At 53.5% G+C, this 17,422-nt stretch carries 15 protein-coding genes and 3 tRNA genes; 5 read left to right on the forward strand and 13 right to left on the reverse strand.

What is annotated here, in order from left to right; all coding sequences use genetic code 11:
- Positions 1-93: 93 nt before the first annotated feature.
- Genes ychF through KO216_RS05465 form a run of 3 tightly spaced genes read right to left on the reverse strand, consistent with a single transcriptional unit; the run spans position 94 to position 3,676 of the window.
- On the reverse strand, positions 94-1,170 hold the full coding sequence (ychF, locus tag KO216_RS05455; RefSeq protein WP_215523269.1) for a redox-regulated ATPase YchF: 1,077 nt from the start codon (positions 1,168-1,170) through the stop codon (positions 94-96).
- Between the two features lie 50 nt (positions 1,171-1,220).
- Positions 1,221-2,663: an alpha/beta hydrolase gene (locus KO216_RS05460; RefSeq protein ID WP_215523270.1), complete on the reverse strand. Its 1,443-nt coding sequence runs from the start codon at positions 2,661-2,663 to the stop codon at positions 1,221-1,223.
- Positions 2,664-2,671: 8 nt separating this feature from the next.
- Entirely contained in the window at positions 2,672-3,676 is a 1,005-nt protein-coding gene (locus KO216_RS05465) for a 4-hydroxy-3-methylbut-2-enyl diphosphate reductase (protein ID WP_215523271.1), read from the reverse strand.
- Positions 3,677-3,753: 77 nt separating this feature from the next.
- Between KO216_RS05465 and xseA the strand changes: the two genes are divergently transcribed.
- From xseA to KO216_RS05480, 3 genes are read left to right on the forward strand one after another with little or no spacing between them, the layout of a single operon-like run.
- Positions 3,754-5,040, forward strand: coding sequence for an exodeoxyribonuclease VII large subunit (xseA, locus tag KO216_RS05470; protein WP_251451892.1), 1,287 nt, complete (start codon positions 3,754-3,756; stop codon positions 5,038-5,040).
- Entirely contained in the window at positions 5,033-5,248 is a 216-nt protein-coding gene (locus KO216_RS05475; protein WP_215523272.1) for an exodeoxyribonuclease VII small subunit, read from the forward strand. The genes xseA and KO216_RS05475 overlap by 8 nt, the downstream gene beginning before the upstream one ends.
- A 3-nt stretch (positions 5,249-5,251) precedes the next feature.
- Positions 5,252-6,727 (forward strand): LssY C-terminal domain-containing protein, encoded by a 1,476-nt coding sequence (locus tag KO216_RS05480; protein ID WP_215523273.1) that lies wholly within the window; start codon positions 5,252-5,254, stop codon positions 6,725-6,727.
- A 69-nt stretch (positions 6,728-6,796) separates the two neighbouring features.
- Here KO216_RS05480 and greA read toward each other — a convergent pair whose 3' ends face one another.
- Positions 6,797-7,273 carry a transcription elongation factor GreA gene (greA, locus tag KO216_RS05485; RefSeq protein ID WP_215523274.1) on the reverse strand — a complete coding sequence of 159 codons (477 nt, stop codon included), beginning with the start codon at positions 7,271-7,273 and terminating at the stop codon, positions 6,797-6,799.
- A gap of 136 nt (positions 7,274-7,409) precedes the next feature.
- Positions 7,410-8,102: a PAQR family membrane homeostasis protein TrhA gene (gene trhA, locus KO216_RS05490; protein ID WP_215523275.1), complete on the reverse strand. Its 693-nt coding sequence runs from the start codon at positions 8,100-8,102 to the stop codon at positions 7,410-7,412.
- 150 nt (positions 8,103-8,252) lie between these two features.
- On the opposite strand from trhA, the gene KO216_RS05495 reads away from it, so the two are divergent.
- Positions 8,253-9,017: an isoprenyl transferase gene (locus KO216_RS05495; protein ID WP_215523276.1), complete on the forward strand. Its 765-nt coding sequence runs from the start codon at positions 8,253-8,255 to the stop codon at positions 9,015-9,017.
- A 3-nt stretch (positions 9,018-9,020) separates the two neighbouring features.
- Here the strand turns inward: KO216_RS05495 and KO216_RS05500 are convergent, their stop codons facing one another.
- The 4 genes from KO216_RS05500 to KO216_RS05515 all read right to left on the reverse strand — a co-directional run bounded on the left by KO216_RS05500 (position 9,021) and on the right by KO216_RS05515 (position 12,463).
- The gene (locus tag KO216_RS05500) at positions 9,021-10,613 is read right to left on the reverse strand and encodes an AI-2E family transporter (RefSeq protein WP_215523277.1); all 1,593 of its coding nucleotides are present in this window, start codon (positions 10,611-10,613) and stop codon (positions 9,021-9,023) included.
- Between the two features lie 102 nt (positions 10,614-10,715).
- Positions 10,716-11,213, reverse strand: a complete 498-nt coding sequence (locus KO216_RS05505) for a hypothetical protein (RefSeq protein ID WP_215523278.1) — start codon at positions 11,211-11,213, stop codon at positions 10,716-10,718.
- A 101-nt stretch (positions 11,214-11,314) separates the two neighbouring features.
- Positions 11,315-12,232, reverse strand: a complete 918-nt coding sequence (locus KO216_RS05510) for a Bax inhibitor-1/YccA family protein (protein ID WP_215523279.1) — start codon at positions 12,230-12,232, stop codon at positions 11,315-11,317.
- A gap of 154 nt (positions 12,233-12,386) precedes the next feature.
- Positions 12,387-12,463, reverse strand: a tRNA-Leu gene (locus tag KO216_RS05515).
- Between the two features lie 149 nt (positions 12,464-12,612).
- Here KO216_RS05515 and nhaA point away from each other — a divergent pair.
- Positions 12,613-13,986 (forward strand): Na+/H+ antiporter NhaA, encoded by a 1,374-nt coding sequence (nhaA, locus tag KO216_RS05520; protein WP_215523280.1) that lies wholly within the window; start codon positions 12,613-12,615, stop codon positions 13,984-13,986.
- Positions 13,987-14,064: 78 nt separating this feature from the next.
- Here nhaA and KO216_RS05525 read toward each other — a convergent pair whose 3' ends face one another.
- The 4 genes from KO216_RS05525 to gltX form a co-directional block, all read right to left on the reverse strand.
- On the reverse strand, positions 14,065-15,369 hold the full coding sequence (locus KO216_RS05525) for a histidine--tRNA ligase (protein ID WP_215523281.1): 1,305 nt from the start codon (positions 15,367-15,369) through the stop codon (positions 14,065-14,067).
- A gap of 103 nt (positions 15,370-15,472) precedes the next feature.
- A tRNA-Glu gene (locus tag KO216_RS05530) sits at positions 15,473-15,548 on the reverse strand.
- 32 nt (positions 15,549-15,580) lie between these two features.
- Positions 15,581-15,652: transfer RNA gene (locus KO216_RS05535), tRNA-Gln, on the reverse strand.
- A 101-nt stretch (positions 15,653-15,753) separates the two neighbouring features.
- Positions 15,754-17,313 (reverse strand): glutamate--tRNA ligase, encoded by a 1,560-nt coding sequence (gene gltX / locus KO216_RS05540; protein WP_251451895.1) that lies wholly within the window; start codon positions 17,311-17,313, stop codon positions 15,754-15,756.
- Positions 17,314-17,422 lie beyond the last annotated feature (109 nt).

The following is a 17,422-nucleotide window of genomic DNA, read 5'->3' on the forward strand; positions in this document are numbered from 1 at the left end:
CGAGGATGATCTCAACGTACTGATCATCACGACAAGATCAAGCTCACAGCGGGTTTGTAGGTGTATCCAAAACAACGCATCATGGTAATAACGCTAGACGTTAAATTTGAACTCCACTACGTCACCGTCTTGCATCACGTAGTCTTTACCTTCTTGGCGCAGCTTTCCGGCCTCGCGGGCAGCGTGAATCGAACCTAATTCCACTAACTCGTCAAACCCAATAATTTCGGCTTTGATGAATCCGCGTTCGAAATCGCTGTGTATTACCCCGGCCGCCTGGGGTGCGGTCCAGCCTTTATGAATCGTCCAGGCGCGCGCTTCTTTTTCCCCAGCAGTCAGGTAAGTTTGCAGCCCTAAAGTATCAAAACCTACCCGCGCCAACTGGTCGAGGCCGGACTCTTTCTGCCCGGATTCTTCCAGCATTTCCCGGGAATCCTCTTCATCTAGTTCCACTAGATCTGCTTCGAACTGGGCATCTAAGAAAATCGCTTTTGCGGGCGCCACTAGCTCCTCTAGTTCGCGTTGGCGCTCTTTATCCAAAACTTGCTCGGCATCCAGATTGAACACATATATAAACGGCTTCGCGGTCATCAACTGGAACTCTTTAAGCAGCTGTTTGTCTAGCTCTCCGTGCGCAGATAAAAGCTCTTCGTCCTCTAAAACCGCCTGGGCTTTCTTGACCTCCGCCAGCACTTCTGGCGGAGTTTTGCGCCCACGAACTTCCTTTTCTAGGCGCGGGACGGCTTTTTCTAAAGTCTGCAGGTCAGCCAGAATCAGCTCGGTAGAAATGGTTTCAATATCGGAGGCGGGATCGATCTTGCCATCCACATGCACCACATCCGGATCACTAAACACTCGGGTGACTTGGCAGATGGCATCGGCTTCCCGAATATTGGCCAGGAACTGGTTGCCAAGCCCTTCCCCCTGGGAGGCGCCTTTCACGATTCCCGCAATGTCCACGAAAGAAACCGTGGCGGGCAAGATTTTCGCCGAGTTAAATATCTCCGCCAGTTTCTTCAGGCGCGGATCCGGTAGCGGTACCACTCCCACGTTGGGGTCGATAGTCGCGAACGGATAATTCGCTGCTAGCACGGTTGCGCGGGTGAGCGCATTGAACAAAGTTGATTTACCGACATTAGGTAATCCTGCAATCCCAATTGTTAAAGCCACGTCTCTACCCTATCGAAGGGCGAAAGCGGCGGGAAATCTAGCAGGAAACGCTAACCGCCCCCGGTAATGGTGTGCACAATCTCCGTAAGCGAGGTATAGAACTCCCCGAAGCGGTTAGCAGGAAGCATCACCGCCACGATCACTAACAGCATAGCTGCTATCGATCCAGCTAGGGCGCGAAAATAGGCCGCGCGACTAGCCACTTTCATCACTTTCGGTACTCGGCGAATCAGCGCCATCAAAGCCAAGATGGCCACCAATCCCGCAAGCGTAATCGTTCCCCACCCCATCAGGGAAAACAACGCGGGTTTCCCTTCGGTTAAGACAGAATCGGCGCCCTTAACTTGGGCAGCTTTAGGCGCATCGCTACTTCGTACCTGCTCCCACCAACGGTAAAGCTCCGGCATTTGCTGTCGCCAGGTAGCCCAGTTGTGTCCGCCCTCCGCCGCGATATGTAGCTGCACTCGGTCGCCCGGCTTAAACGCCGCCTGCGATAAAGTCTTCGCTAAACCCCGGGAATCTTTATCTAGCCTCGCCCCAGAAACATACATATTTACTGGCCAGGGGCGCTTCTTCTCCGCTAAAACCGAAAGGGTGTTGTCGTGAAAACCGGCGCTACCGCTTCCTCCCCAAGACCCCACAATCGGTTGGTCGTAACCGGAGAGTACCGCGCTAGTTCCAAAAACATCACCATAAAGAATCCCCAGACGTCCCGCACAATAGGCACCGGAAGAGTTTCCGGCGATCATCCAGTCTTTTCGTTTATCGGATACGTTCGGGAAACTGGAGCGCACCATTTTAGGAATATCAAAACTGAGCCAAGTGGCAGTTTGCGCCCCATTCTTCACATCTGCACAGGTTGGGGGTTTAAGGTCAACGTTTCCTTCTGGAATAACTACGATAGTGGGGGCAATTTCGCCACTATCAATCGCCTTTTGCAGGTTGTGAGAAAAATCGAGGGCGAGGGCGACCGATACCGGAGAGCCGGGATAGCCGTGGATAAACTCTAAAACGTTATAGGTGGTGGTTTTATCGCCCGGATCATATCCCTGCGGGGTCCACACAATCACCTGTTCTTTTACCCCAGATTTCGGCCCGGAAAACACCGTTAGCTGCCGGCCTTTCGACAAGGGTTTAAAACTTGGGGACCATTCCTCTTGCCCCGGCAGGGCTGGTGCGGTTAAGGGATTCATTTTTTCCAAGGCAGAGGGTACGCGCTTGGCTAGCAGCCTTCCCCGCTGGGTATCACTGATTTTCACTTCAGTGTCTTGCTGACTGCTGACCATCTGCCATAGCTGACTGGGAGTAGACACGTATTGCATCGGCAAGTTAACCAGCAACCCGACTGCCACTACCTGAATGATGGCTACTAATAAAACAATCAAAACCGAACGCAGGTAGCGCCCGGGTTTGCGAATCATCTGTGGCAACGCTAGCAGCAAACCTATAGCTGCCAGGCAAAAGATAGTAACGAAGGGTATAGAGGTCAGCATAGTTACCGCTAACAGGTATGCCCCGGGTCATTGGTGCGTCGCCGATTATCGGTGGTGATCATCCCGGCTTCTTTAAGTTCTTTACGTAGCGGCAAGGGCAGCGCAAAAGTTACGGTTTCCTGGGCGGTTTCCACTTCTTCTACTTCAGCAAAACCCCATTGTGCCAGCTGCGCTAAAACCTCTTTTACCAGCACTTCTGGCACGGAGGCTCCGGAGGTTAGCCCCACGGTTTGAACGCCGTCAAACCAGTCAGCTTCCATCTCTAAGGCTTGATCGATGCGATAGGCGCGCTCGGCTCCACCTACTTCTGCCACTTCTTTCAGGCGCACCGAGTTAGAGGAATTTGCAGACCCCACTACCACTACTACTTCGGCCTGTTCCGCAATCTTTTTTACTGCCCCCTGCCGGTTCTGGGTAGCAAAGCAAATATCTTCGCTGGGGGGATCACTCAATTCGGGGAATCGTTCCCGCAGTTTCTCTACGGTTTCCCTGGTTTCATCCAGGCTCAAAGTAGTTTGCGATAGCCACACCACTTTTTCCCGGTCGCGCACCTGCACTTGGTTAACGCTTTCGGGGTCCCCCACTACCTGAATATGGTCGGGAGCTTCCCCTTGAGTGCCTTCTACCTCCTCGTGTCCTTCGTGCCCTACCAGCACAATGTCATAGTCGGCTTTGGCGAAACGTAGGGCTTCGCGGTGAACTTTAGTCACCAAGGGGCAGGTGGCATCCACGGTTTTTAATCCCCTCCGTTTAGCCTCCTCCCGCACCGCCGGGGATACTCCGTGGGCGGAAAACACTACCCGTGCCCCGGTGGGGACTTCATCGAGTTCGGTTACAAAGCGCGCGCCCTTAGCGCTTAACTGTTCGACTACAAACTTGTTATGCACAATCTCTTTACGCACGTAAACCGGGGCTCCATAGAGCGCTAAGGCTTTTTCGACTACGTCCACCGCACGATCTACTCCCGCACAATATCCGCGCGGGGATGCCAAGAGTACCTTCTTTGTTGCCACGCCCCTATCCTACTCAGGTATTTTTCTTCCCGCCGAATGGGTGACTACTTATAAGTACCTGTGGGTACAATGAAGCGGTGCGCACAAATCCGGATTTTCCCAAGCAACAGCTGGCTCCCACGGCCGCCCAAACCACTCGGGAGAACCCGTGGCCACTGTCTTTGCTGACCGCTAATATCAAGAAATACGTTAACCGGATGTCGCCACTGTGGGTGAGCGGGCAAGTCGTGGAATATAAGCAGCGTCCGGGTGCGCGCATGGCTTTCTTCGTGTTGCGGGATGCTAACCAAAGCACTTCGATGACGGTGAAGTGTTGGCCTACAGTCCTCGACTCGGTGGGAGCTAACTTTTCCGAGGGCGCGCAAGTAGTTGTCTACGCGAAACCGGATTTTTATGAGGGTTCGGGTTCTCTTTCCCTTATGGCGAAAGAAGTTCACGCGGTCGGGGTGGGTAACCTGCTTGCCCAGATTGAGGCACTCCGCAAGAAACTAGCTGCCGAGGGCTTATTTGCGCAGGAAAACAAGCAGCCGCTACCGGTGATTCCCCGCAAAATCGGGTTGATTGTAGGGCGCAACGCGAAAGCCAAACAGGACGTGATGGTGAATGCCTTGGCGCGCTGGCCGCTAGCCGAGTTTGAGGTGCGGGAAGTGGCGGTACAAGGCCCCACTTGCGCTGCGGAAGTAACCCGGGCACTGGCCGAACTGGACAGAATCCCCCAAGTAGAGGTGATTGTAATTTCCCGTGGCGGCGGCGCGGTCGAGGATCTGCTGCCATTTTCTGAAGAATCCTTAGTGCGGGCGGCGGCTCAGGCACGTACCCCTCTAGTTTCCGCTATTGGTCATGAGGAGGACGCGCCGCTACTGGATTTCGTGGCTGACTATCGGGCATCTACCCCCACAGATGCGGCGCGAAAGATTGTTCCTGATTTACAGGAGGAATCCCTGGGGGTTGAGGGAGCCCGCTCCCGTTTGCGCACCCAGATACTCGCCCTCTTAGATCAACACTTAGGGCAGTTAGCCCAGTTGCGCGCGCGCCCAGTTATGGCGGATCCTTCCGCAGTTATTGCTGCTCAGGAACATTCTTTGGCAATAGACAGTCAACGGCTGCGTTTTCGTTTTGAAACTCAGTTAGAAAATCAGGTAACTTCCCTGCGCGGATGGCGAGATGCTTTGAAAGCCTATTCTCCCCAAGGGATTTTGGAGCGCGGCTACAGTATTTTGCGCTCGCCTGCTGGCGGGGTCATCAAATCGGTATCGCAGGTAAATAAAGGCGATCTACTAGAGGCGATTTTCGCTGATGGAACGGCAGTAACCAAGGTTTTTGGTACGAATCAGAAAAATAGTTCAGGAGACAGTGATGAGTGAAGAAAAAACTGAAGTTCCCGTAGGGGAACTTTCCTATGAGCAGGCGCGCGAACAGTTGGTGGCCGCGATCGCTCAGCTGGAGTCCGGCAAGCTAGGCCTGGAGGAATCTTTAAAGGTGTGGGAGCGCGGGGAACAGCTCGCCAACCATTGCCAATCCTTCTTAGATGAGGCCAAGCAGCGTTTGGAACAGGTCAAGAAATCGGAATAGGTCATGGCAACCAGCGAAGATAAGCCGGCTCAAAAAACCGAGGGCAAGAAACAGGGGCCAGCAAGCGCGAGTGAGGGCGCCCTAGTGGCTACTAAAGACCAAGAGGCTAGCGCGGGGGCAGGATCGGAAAATGACGAAAGCCTGCCTTTTGAGTTAGGGCAAAAGCTGGGCTATCACAAATCTGCTCCCCTCACCCTTTACCAGATTATCGACTACGTTTTTGTGGTGATAGCGGCGGTTTTAACCGTGCGTCTGGCTTGGATCCTCCTCAAACATGGTTTCCAGCTTTCCCTGGTTATCCTGGTCTATTTAACTTTTTTCTGGGTGCTTTTGGCTTATCTGGCGCTGCCACGTCTACATCAAATAATGTCTTCGCTCTACGTTCCGGACTATTACATTGGGCGTTCTAAAACCGGGGATGGGATTCTGGGGGATCCTATTAACCTAGCTTGGCTGGGAGAAGAGGAGGATATTCACCTGGCGATGCAGGCAGCGGGCTGGACGATGGCCGACGAGATTACGCTTTCTTCTTCTTGGAAGATTATTTTCGCCAGTGTTTTTAAGCGTTCCTACCCGGCGGCTCCAGTTTCCCCGCTCTATCTTTTCGGGAAGAAACAAGATTTTGCCTATCAACAAGAGGTAGACGGCAATCCCAGTCAGCGACATCATGTGCGTTTTTGGAGGGTTCCGGAAGGTTGGAAACTGCCGGGGGGATTCCAAGCGGATTGGCTGGCAGCGGCAACTTTCGACAAGGCGGTCGGTCTGTCGTTGTTCACTTTGCAAATCACCCACAAGATTGACGAGAACATCGATATTGAACGTGACCATGTAGTAGATACCGTCCGGGCGGCCTGTACCAGCGTAGAAGTAGACGTGATTCCCGATGCTACCAGCGCGTATCACTCGCGCAACGGCGGAGGTGACCGGGTACAAACCGATGGAAGCCTGCCGGTGATTGAAGCCAATCTGGTAAGTGAAGAACATCTGAATCGGCGCGAAAACTTGGCTTTGCAACATAAGGGTTATCTGCGTTCTTCCCGCGAACAGGCAGAGAAGAAAAATAAGCGCCGGCTGCTGCGAGATCGCGAAGTACCAGCCACTTCTTTGGCCTGTGGGATTACTTTGACGGTTCTGCACGCCTTGGAACTGGCGGCGATTGGCTATATCCTCGCTACCAACCCAAAATATGCAGATGAATTGGGGTTTTCTTTTTACCAGACTAACCTGGCAGGCTGGGGTTTTATGGCGTTAGCGGTCTTACTTACCGTCTTAATCGTGGGAACTTTATGTCACCAAAGATGGATGCGTCTGGGACTGCTCTTGGTGCTTACCGTAACGGTGATCGTGCGGATGATGGAGTCCTTGGGAATCGAAGGCGCCTCCGGAACTCCCCTATGGATCACTTCCACTACCTTGTCGGTGCTGGCAATCTTAGCGATTACTTCTCCGGGCGCTCGGCGTTGGGTGAAGGAGGAGTAGCTTTAACCCGCCCTTCACTTCCGAAAGTTTCAGTTTCTCCGGATTGCCTCTGGCTACTATCACCTCTGGTTACTCAAAAGGGGTAACTTCCAGCAGCTTTACCTTTATGTTTTTGCCGTTGGGAGCCTGGTAATCAACAGTATCCCCCACTTTATGTCCCATAATTGCTTGCCCCAGTGGAGCATCCGGGGAATAAACATCGATATCCACATCGGGGCTGGCTTCCCGGGACCCCATCAGGAATTTAACTTCCCGCCGGCCTAAGGTTGCTTTTACTACCATCCCCGGTTCTACAATCCCGTCATCGGCGGGAGGCTCGCCAACCTCGGCGTTCTCTATAATTTCTTTTAGCTGCAGAATCCGAGTTTCATTCCAGGACTGTTGTTCGCGCGCCGCATGGTAACCGCCGTTTTCCTTCAAGTCGCCCTCTTGCCGGGCCTCATCGATTCGACGGGCAATCGCCGGACGCTCTACTTCTTGGAGATGGCGTAGCTCTTCTTTTAGACGGTCATATGATTCCTGGGTCATCCAGGTCTTCTCTGCCATCGTGTTCTCCTCAGCTAATAAATAAAAGACTGACCACGCCGGGCGCGGTCAGTAAACAGCAGGTATCAGTGTAACAAATTGCTGCTGAAGTTGCTATTACAAAAAGCTAATAACTTATTTCCAATATAAGTGCCGGTCAGGATAGCACAGCGAAATAGGCGGCGATGCAGATACAGGTCCAGCCCGCCACCGTGCCGGCATGGAAAATCTCGTGATACCCAAAGTAGCGGGCGCGTCTACCTGGCCAGCGGATCCCGTAAAACACGGCGCCTAGCGAGTAGCTGAGTCCCCCCGCCACTAGCAGCCAAATAAGCACTAATCCCCCGGCTTGGCGTAGCGGCTCCATATATGCCAGTGCCACCCAGCCCAGCAAAATATAGATGGGCACATACAACCAGCGGGGAGCCCCCGGCCAAAATATAGAAAGCAAGATGCCCGCCAAGGCTCCCAGCCATACCAGCAGCAAAAGATTTCTGACCTGCGGATAAGGTAGCAACGAAACCGCTATGGGAGTATAAGATCCCGCAATTAAAAGGAAGATATTGCAGTGATCAAGACGGCGCATTACGCTGTGCGCCCGTTTGCCCCAGTCGATGCGATGGTAGAGCGCCGAAACTCCGAAAAGTAGCAGCGAACAAACCAGGTAAACGGCACACGCCCAGCGTTTCGCGGTGGTGTCTGCTAGACAAATCAACACAATCGAGGCAGCTAAGGACAGCGGGGTGGTTATGGTATGAATCCAGCCCCGCAACTTGGGTTTCGGCAAGGTATTGAAAGAATCTTTTATCCGCGTTCTCACCTGCACGTATCGTCCGTCATCAGGTGTCATCCGTGCTCCTCAGTTCGAATAGAAACCTGCCCTAGTCCAAAAGCCAAGGTAGGATAGCTTGTTCGCGACCAACGCTAATGCACCCTATAAATGCTGTCAACTGCTCGCCGGAGGGGGTAAAATCCAACTATTACCCCTAAAGGAGCAAGATTGACCCACCTTACTGACCTGGTATATCGCCTCTATGCCCGCAACCTAGAAAAGGCACTACCCACCGAATCTTTGCCGCGCCACGTGGGAGTAATTTTAGATGGAAACCGGCGCTGGGCTCATCAAGTGGGTGCGGAGTCGGAAACGGGCCATAAGGTAGGTGCCGATAAGGCACTGGAATTTTTGGGTTGGAGCGAAGAGGTCGGAATTCCAGTAGTGACTCTCTGGATGCTGTCTACCGACAATCTGCGCCGCTCCGGTGAGGAACTCACGAAACTTTTTGACATTATTTGCGGAGTAGTAGAGCAAATAGCTTCTTTAGGGCGCTGGCACCTCCGTTTACTCGGTAACCTTTCCCTGCTGCCGGCCCCGGTACAAGATCGCCTGCGGGAGGCAGTGGCACATTCTTGTCAGGACTCTCCCCTAACCGTAAATATCGCTGTCGGCTATGGCGGGCGCGAAGAAATTACCGAGGCCGTGCGGGAGTTGCTCCTGGAAAAGGCCAACGAGGGAGCGGATTTAAGTGCCGTGGCCAAAGAACTTTCCGTGGACGAAATAACTTCCCACGTCTATACTGCGGGCCAACCCGACCCGGATCTAGTTATCCGTACCTCGGGTGAACAGCGCCTATCGGGATTCCTAATGTGGCAATCTACCCATTCGGAATACTACTTTTGTGAAGCCTTTTGGCCGGACTTCCGTAAGATTGATTTCTACCGCGCCCTGCGCGACTTTGCTCTCCGTGAGCGTCGCATGGGCAAGTAAAAACTATTCCTCTTCGTCCTCAGAATTGTCTGCTTTTGAGGGCAGATCCTGGTCTTCTTGCCGGGCGGCGTGTTCAGCCTCCACAACTTTCTGAATCTTGGTCGTTGCCCCTACCTCGAAATCGGTTTTGGCATCCGCTGGCACAATCTGATTCGGATCTGCGGCCGCAAACTCGGAAAGAGTATCTTGAATCTCCAGCTGCACTTTCTCTGCCTGTTCCGCATGTTCACGAGGGGTACGCCGCTCCCCGTCTTCTTCAGCGGCGGCTTTGGCTTCCCGCGCCTCTGACAGGTTCTGTTCGCTGGGGCGAGCTGCCTCCGCGAGTTCCTTATCGAGGGATCCAGGAGGACCGCCGGGGCGATCTTTTTGGTAACAAAGACGAATAAAGCTGTCATAACCCCGCAGGTAGAGCACTGTGGTGTTTACGAAAGCCAAAATCGGAACCGCGAAAATCGCGCCTACGATTCCCATCGAGGCACCGCCACCGGCTACTGCCAGCAATACTGCCACCGGATGCAAGCTAACCGCATTAGACATTAATGCTGGCTGCAGCAAGTTGGATTCCAGCTGCTGAACCACCAAAATAATAATTAGCATCACGATCGCCGTGGTGAATCCCTTATCTACCAAGGCGATAGCTACTGCCATCATCCCCGAAAGAATCGCACCCAGAATCGGCACGAAGGCCGCCAGGAACACCAGGATTGCCAGCGGGATCGCTAAGGGAACCCCAATCAGGTAGGCACCTCCACCAATACCCACCGCGTCAATCGCCGCGACTAGGCATTGGGTGCGGGTATAGGCGCCGAGAGTAACCCAGCCGCGAATAACCGCCTCGTTTAGCGGGTGGCGCGCCGAACGCGGAGTCAACCGCAAGAACCACTGCCACAGCTTACGCCCATCTTTTAAGAAGAAGAACAAACAGAACAAGGCAGTCAGCGCCCCGGTGAAAGCCGAGGTCACCGCCGACATGGTTCCCAGGGCATTCGATGCTAGCCAAGACGCATTCTGGCGTGCATAATTTTGGATTTGGTCTTGGGCTTGCGCCCACAGCTTGGAGGCGGTCTCGGTGTCCATCTCCAACGGCCCGGTGGCCAACCAGTGAATTCCCTCGTCTACGCCAGCTTTAGTGCGCCCAATCAAATTGGGAAGTTCGGTAGCCAACTGGGTGGTAGCCACCGAGATCATGGCTACCACTATCCCCACCCCGATAATCAAAGTGACGGCGGCGGCCAGTGTCCGAGGCAAATGCAGTTTCACGTATAAAAGTCGCAGTGCGGGTTCTAAAAGCACCGATAATAACAGTGCCACCGCTACCGGAATCACGATTACCTGGAATTTACTGGCGACATAAAGGAAGCCGGCAAAAGCCACTGCCACCACCAGTAGCCGCCACGACCAATCAGCCGCTACCCGCAAGGTCAGCGGCACCGTGTCTTTTTGCGAGGCATCTTCCCTATTTGGCTTTATATCCGGGAGGTCTTGAGTATACGAGCCTGCGTCCCGAACTGCCGGAACAGGTGTTTTTCTCTGCCTATGCAGTGCGTCAAGTAGACGCCGAAATGCTTGCGCGAGCCAGTCAAGACGAGAATTCATAGCTTAACCCTAGCAGCGCCCCGCAACTCTCTTGCAAACCACTCGCTAAGACAGTGACGCTTTTTACTTTCACTAATGCGGATAGTCTCAAAACCCCACCGGTTAGCGAGTCATCCGGGAAATTGTCTCCCCCGATTCCTCCTCGATCAGGCTCAGTCCGTCTAAGGTAAAACCATTGACCCGCAAAAAACGGCGTTTTACTTGGTCGGAGCGAAGCACCCAGGCTTGGGCGGGGGTGTCGGGATCTAGAACATAGTCCAGGAGGCGTTGGGCGAGTTCCTGGGTATAGAACTGGCGGATAATCCCAAAGAACGCAATGTCGAGGGCGCGAGGAGCCGGCCCTAGTTGGTGGTCATTGTCAGGAGACGCGGTTACGTAGGCCATCCCCACTACCTGCCTTCCCCGGGAAGCAAAGGCGATTTTCCTGCCCTTCGTCTGCAGGATTTGCTGGTGCCAATACTCAAGGAGGGCTTCTTCGGAGTGCTTTTCCCAATAGCTTTGAGGCACCTGGCTAGGAATAGTTTCAGTTAATATCCGGCGGTGCGCCATGGCTGCGCCGGCAGCATCAACCAAGGTCGGGGTTCTTACAATCACCGGCACAGCTAGGTTCCTTCCTAAAAAATACTTCCCTAAAAACACTTCGGGGCGACTACAGCTTATAGTAGTCGCCCCGAAGCAAAGTTTGCTATTTAGTTATCTGCTTAGTTATCTCGAAGAATCGCGATGATTCGCAGAATCTCGATGTAGAGCCAAACCACAGTCACCATGATTCCCAGGGCGCAGCTCCAGGCCATATCTTTGTCAGCCCCCAGGCGCACTCCCTCACGAACCATATCGAAATCAGAGATTAGTGACATTGCCCCGAAGATTACCGCAAATAAGCCTACTAGTAGTCCCAAGGGCAAACCGAAGAGGGTTATTTGATCCATATTGCCGACAGCGCTGGAGGGAGTAACCATCGCCAGAACCATCGCCAAAAGGCGGTAAACAACAATCGATACTATGCCCAGCAACATGATCTTCATGAACTTGGAGTTCACCCGCACCAGCCCGGATTTGAACAGCACTAGGCAGGTAACGAATACCGCTGCTGTTCCAATCAGCGCCTGGATTACAATCCCGGGGTAAGTGTATTCAAAGAATGCCGAAATACCGCCGATAAACAGCCCCTCGAAGAAGGAATAACCCAAGGTAATCACCGCTGAGGGCTTTCTGCGGAAGGAATGCACCAGTACCAGAGCAAAAGCTATTAGAGCGGAAACCGAGGAAATGGTGAGCATAGTTCCCACGTTCGCCGCTAGGTCGCTTACTCCCCAAAACCATAGTGCGGCTGCCGCCAGGATCATTACCCCGAAGCTCAAACCGGTACGTACCAGCACATCATCTAAGGTCATCGGACGGGAGGTGCTTTGGGGCACCCCCAGTTGCTGACCTTGATCGAAGGTGGTTTGTCCAGGATTATAGGTGCTTTGTCCGGGAACGCCAGGGGTAGCTGACTGCGGGTAAACCGGATTAGCCGCCCGGGGATCATTCCCTACCTGATAACCAGGCATTTCTGGATACCCAGCCGGGGTGCGACGCATCTGCTCGCCTACTTGATTCATAACCGGATTTGCCATCTGGATCTCTCTTTCTTTAGTTACCAGCCACTTCCGTTTTGCAACTTTACTTGTCGCCCTCCGACAATCGCCAGAGCTAAAAGCAGCGCTTCTAATCAAATTAATAGCTAAAGTTTCTTAAAGGTTTCTGAGTGTGTTCCGGAAAAATAATGGATGGTACCCCCGGTCGGACTCGAACCGACACTGGACTGATTTTAAGTCAGCTGCCTCTACCGATTGGGCTACGGGGGCTTACCGGGGCTTTTAAGTGCCCTTCGGGTGCTTTAACGCACCAACCAAGTTTTGTTTTATCAAAAGCAGGTGTCCTTTGTAAAACGCCACTTCATATTAAACCTTAGCGTTTCGCGAAAGTCGAAACAAAGAAGGGTTAGCATAGGGGCATGCAGGACAAACATGATGCCGAGAACAATCATTCTCCAAAGCAAGATAATAAAGACGCTGTCCACTACTTCCCCCTAGAAAAAGAGGTCGAAGAACTGGTAACTCCCCCGGATTACCAGGATTTGGCGATTCCTTCTCCGAAGGATTACGACGAGGAATCCCCTCACGGGGTCTTTACCTCCATAAAACGAATTTTAGCCAACGACATTGTGGCGGGCATGATTTTGGTCTCGGCCGCCATTTTGGCGCTAATTTTAGCGAATGCGCCCTCCCCGGTGCGCGAAGGCTATATGGCGCTGTCTAACTTCGAGTTCGGCCCGCATTCCCTAGGGCTACATTTAGCGGTACACGAGTGGGCGCAAGACGGAATCCTGACTCTGTTCTTCTTTGCCGTAGGTCTGGAATTAAAACAAGAGTTCGCGATAGGTTCGCTGCACAATATCAAAGTGGCGGCGATGCCGATTATTGCCGCCGTTTTCGGGATGGCCGGCCCGGCCTGTGTCTATCTAGTAGGCACCGCAATTTCAGGTGATAATGCCTGGCACGGCTGGGCGATCCCCACCGCTACCGATATTGCCTTTGCGGTTGCTATTTTACAGATCTTTGGACGCGGACTGCCCTTAGCTGCCCGGACTTTCCTGCTGACCCTGGCGGTCGCCGATGACTTGGGCGGGATTTTAGTGATCGCCATCTTCTACGCCACGGGAATGAAGATTGTTTCCCTACTGCTGGCATTCGTCTGCGCCGCAGTTTTCGGTTTCTTAGCCCAAAAACGGTGGGGCCGCTGGTGGATTCTAGTTCCCTTAGGGATTCTAACCTGGTATTTCATGCACGACTCGGGAGTCCACGCTACTATCTCTGGAGTGCTGCTGGGGATGACGGTTCCCGCCAAACAGATCGCTGGCGAAACCGAACCCGAAACCGAACGTCTTACTGAAGCAGTCAACCCCTTTAGTGCCGGGTTGGCAGTGCCTATCTTCGCTTTCTTCGCTGCCGGGGTAAACGTGGTGGATGTAGCGGGCGGGCCGCTCCACGTAATCACTCACCCAATTGCGCTTTCAGTAATGGTGGCAATGCCAATCGGCAAGGTCATCGGAATCTTCGGTTCTGTAGCCATCTTTACTAAGCTGACCCCTCTCACCTTAGGCAAAGGCGTGGGGCTGCGGGATGTACTTCCAGTTTCGCTAACCGCCGGTATCGGCTTCACCGTGGCATTGCTAATTTCCCACTTGGCCTTTAGAGGGGACGCAGATCTGACCCATGCCGGCTCTCTAGGGGTGCTGATGGGAACCTTCGCTTCGGTAATCCTGGCAGCTATTGCTCTACAAATCCGGGTGCGGCATCTAAAGGCCGAGGGCAAACTCCACGACTAAAACCACAGCACTCCCTAGCTATCTTCCCTCAGCAGGTGGTTAGGGAGGTTATCGGGGTGGTTTCGCCCCCCCTCGGCTCTAGTTTTCGAGGACGCGCGCTTGCTCCAGCAGAGCCTCAAAGTCCGGATCGGTCTGCTCGGCAGCCTCTAGGTAGCGGCTGGGCAGAAGCACCCGGTTGTATCCCAAGGATGCTGCCTGTTCGAAGAACCCTGCCGACATTTTGCGCGGGGCTTTCAGCAAACCGGCGTTACTGGCGCCTGCCTCCAGGAGCCCTTCCCGCAGATGCAAAGCTGCTAGAGCTTCATGTGGCTTTTGATAGGCCAGCGCCACTTTTAGCTGCTGTCCCACCTCAGGAAGAGACACCAAATCGACGATCCGTTCAAACCCGAAACTGAATCCGACTGCGGGAACATCGCGCCCTAGCCAGCGCCCTACTACCCCGTCATAGCGTCCGCCCCCACAAATCGAGGAGCCGGAGGCCGTGTGGGAAACTTCGAAAATCGGTCCGGTGTAATACCCCATGCCCCGCACCAAAGTGGGAGTGAAAGAGATCTTGATATCCGGAGCAATCTCCCGCACCTGGGAGGCAATGGCTCCCAGGTCAAAGAGGGGCAGCTCGGTGTTAAGGGAAGGCACCTGCACAGTTTCAACTGCGCTGTCCAGTTCCAGCGCGGCGATACTGCCTACTGCCTCTACTAGGGCTTTCGCTTGGGAGTCAGCGGCTATTTCCTGCCCGACTAGCTCTTTGATAACTCCCTCTTCCCCAATTTTTTCCAGCTTATCGAGGGTAATGAAGGCGCTATCGTGTTTTTCTTCTGCGACCCCGGCTGCTTTCATGAGCTCTCGCAGGAAACGACGATCATTAAGCAGGATCGTGGAATCTTTATCTAGCCCCAGTTTGCCGATCGCGTTCCACATGGTCACGATAATTTCGACTTCTGCGCTGAAGGAGGCTTCCCCCAATATATCGATATCTACCTGGTTAAATTGGCGGAAACGCCCCTTTTGGGGCCGCTCAGCACGCCACACTGGCCCGGTCTGGAAGGCGCGAAACACGTTCGGCAGCTCCGCTTGGTGGCTGGCGAAGTAGCGGGTCAAGGGAAGGGTCAAGTCATAGCGTAGCCCTAGGTCTACAGCCTCCGCAGGCAGGATGCCTGTTTGCGGATCTAGTCCGCGCCGCATCACCTGGAAAATCATTTTCTCGTTTTCGCCACCTTGCCCAGATTGCAGCCGCGCGATCGGCTCCAGGGCTGGGGTTTCTATCTCCATAAACCCCAGGGAAGTGTAGGTTTCGCGCAGGACGCTAAGGACGCGTTCACGCCAAGTTTTTTCGGTGGGTAAAAAGTCTCGCATTCCGCGAGTAGCAACAATTTTTCCAGACATGGCTATCACTTTAGCATTGGCGAAAGTTTCGACTTTGGGACTAAATAAAAACCCAGATCCGAGAAATATAGCAGAAAAATAGGATTCAAAAGAAAAGTACCAGTGGTACCCCCAACGGGATTCGAACCCGTGTCTACGCCGTGAGAGGGCGGTGTCCTAGGCCTCTAGACTATGGGGGCCTGAAACAAGAACCAGCAGGTTCCCATTTTCGCTGGGGTACCAGGACTTGAACCTAGAATGGCTGAACCAGAATCAGCTGTGTTACCGATTACACCATACCCCAAGGGCTGCTAACCTCAGCTTGCGCTGGGCTGCAGTCATCTACTCTAACGCAGGCGGTTAGGGTGCTTCAAATAAATTCCTTGTGTGACTAATCACCTGAGATTATGCCTGTTCCAGGTGGTTTTGTAGCTTACGCAGGCGGTTGATGCTGGCCTCTTTACCTAAAATCCCGATGGAGTCAAACACCGGGATCGATACGTTAGATCCAGTGATCGCCATGAATAGCGGCTGGAAAGCCACTCGGGGTTTGAGCCCCATTTCTTCCACCATTACCTTGCTCATAGCGGCTTTTACTGCCTCCGGATCACCAATGGTGCCGGTCTCCCCTACTTCCCCTTCTGGCAGACCGTCTACCACTTTAGCCGCGGCCTCCAGCACCTGAGGAGCATTATCTTTGAGTTTGCGCAGCGGTTTTTCTTGATATTCCACCTGGTCATCAGCAATAAATAGGAATCCCAGCAGGCTCTTAGCTTGAGAAAGTACCTGCATCCGGCTCTGGGCAAGCGGAGCGGCCGCCTCCAAAAGCTGTTTTTCTTTATCGGTTAAATCCGATAGCTTCTCGGCACTCACGAATCCGCCCGCGTGCAGGTAAGGAACAATCCGCTCAGTGAAATCGCCAGTTTCCAACATCCGAATATGGTCAGCGTTAATCGCCAAGGCCTTCTTAGAGTCAAAACGCGCCGGATTAGGATTCACATCCTCAATATCGAAAGCCGCAATCATTTCTTCTTTGCTAAACACATCCCTATCGGCAGATAAAGCCCAACCTAGCAGGGCTAAATAGTTCACTAGCCCTTCGGGAATCATCCCGTTTTCCCGGTGCAAAAGCAGATTTGATTCCGGGTCACGCTTGGAAAGCTTCTTATTGCCCTCCCCCATTACATAGGGCAGATGCGCGAACTCGGGTACCCGATCCGCAATCCCCAACTCGATGAGGGCGCGGTAAAGCACAATTTGGCGGGGGGTGGATGAAAGTAGGTCTTCCCCGCGCAGCACGTGCGTGATATGCATCAGCGCGTCATCTACCGGGTTTACCAAGGTATAGAGAGGATCGCCGCCGCCGCGCACAATCACATAGTCAGGAACTGAACCGGCCTGGAAAGTGATGTCTCCGCGCACCAAGTCATGGAAAGTAATATCTTCATCAGGCATCCGCATCCGCAGCACTGGCTGGCGGCCTTCAGCGCGGAAAGCAGCGATCTGTTCTTCCGTCAAGTTGCGGTCATATCCGTCATATCCCAGATGCGGATTGCGACCGGCAGCTTTATGGCGGGCAGCGATTTCTTCGGGGGTGGAATAGGATTCGTAGGCGAATCCCCCGGCGAGCAGCTTATCTGCCACCTCTTTATAAATATCCATACGTTCGCTTTGGCGATAGGGACCGTAGGGGCCGCCCTTATCGACGCCCTCGTCCCAATCTAGTCCCAGCCAGCGTAGAGACTCTAGGATTTGCTCAAAGGATTCTTCCGAGTCGCGTTTGGCATCGGTGTCCTCGATCCGGAAAACAAAAGTTCCCCCAGTATGGCGCGCATATGCCCAGTTAAACAGGCAGGTACGCACCATTCCCACATGCGGGGTGCCGGTGGGTGAAGGGCAAAACCGCACCCGAATCGGGGAAGTAGCATCCGGATTCATACCTAAAATCTCCTTGCGTAAAATCATCAGTTCCCCTTGATTCTACTTCGCTCCCCGCCTGATTCTCGAACCTGGGGATTGTCACGGCTAACCTGGCGCCCCGCCTATACTTTTCCCGCAGTCTCTTTAGACCTCA

Source organism: Varibaculum prostatecancerukia, from assembly GCF_943169825.2.
Lineage (GTDB): Bacteria > Actinomycetota > Actinomycetes > Actinomycetales > Actinomycetaceae > Varibaculum > Varibaculum prostatecancerukia.